The organism is Thermus albus (assembly GCF_022760855.1).
Lineage (GTDB): Bacteria > Deinococcota > Deinococci > Deinococcales > Thermaceae > Thermus > Thermus albus.
The window spans coordinates 1-354 of the sequence record NZ_JAKTNR010000015.1 but is presented as its reverse complement, the minus strand read 5'-3'; the positions used below and the strand labels follow the sequence as shown (position 1 = coordinate 354).

The following is a 354-nucleotide window of genomic DNA, read 5'->3' as shown; positions in this document are numbered from 1 at the left end:
TTAGCCCCCCCACGTCCGCCGGCGGTTCATTTGGGGCAGGGGCCCCAAAGCCGCGGACATAGCCTAGTGGACGGCGGATGTGCTACCATGGGATGGAGGTACGGTGATCAGAAAAGCCTTCAAGTACCGCCTGTACCCTACCAAGCCCCAAAGGAGGGACTTGGGTCAGCCCCGTAGGGGCTATCTTGGGCGGACTCTCTCCTTGTGCCGTCAGCTTTACAATGCCGCACTTCAGGAACGTAGAGAGGCCTACAAGAAGGCCAAAAAGACCATCGGTTTCTATGAACAGAAGCGGTATCTTCCGGAGATACGAGCGGAGTTACCGGAGTATGGACGTATACACTCTCAGGTCCT

1 protein-coding gene is annotated in these 354 nt (G+C 57.1%); it reads left to right on the top strand.

The genetic code is table 11. The features are described from left to right. Positions 1-106 precede the first annotated feature (106 nt). On the top strand, positions 107-354 hold a 248-nt coding region (locus tag L0D18_RS11185), incomplete at its 3' end, for a helix-turn-helix domain-containing protein (RefSeq protein ID WP_341474598.1).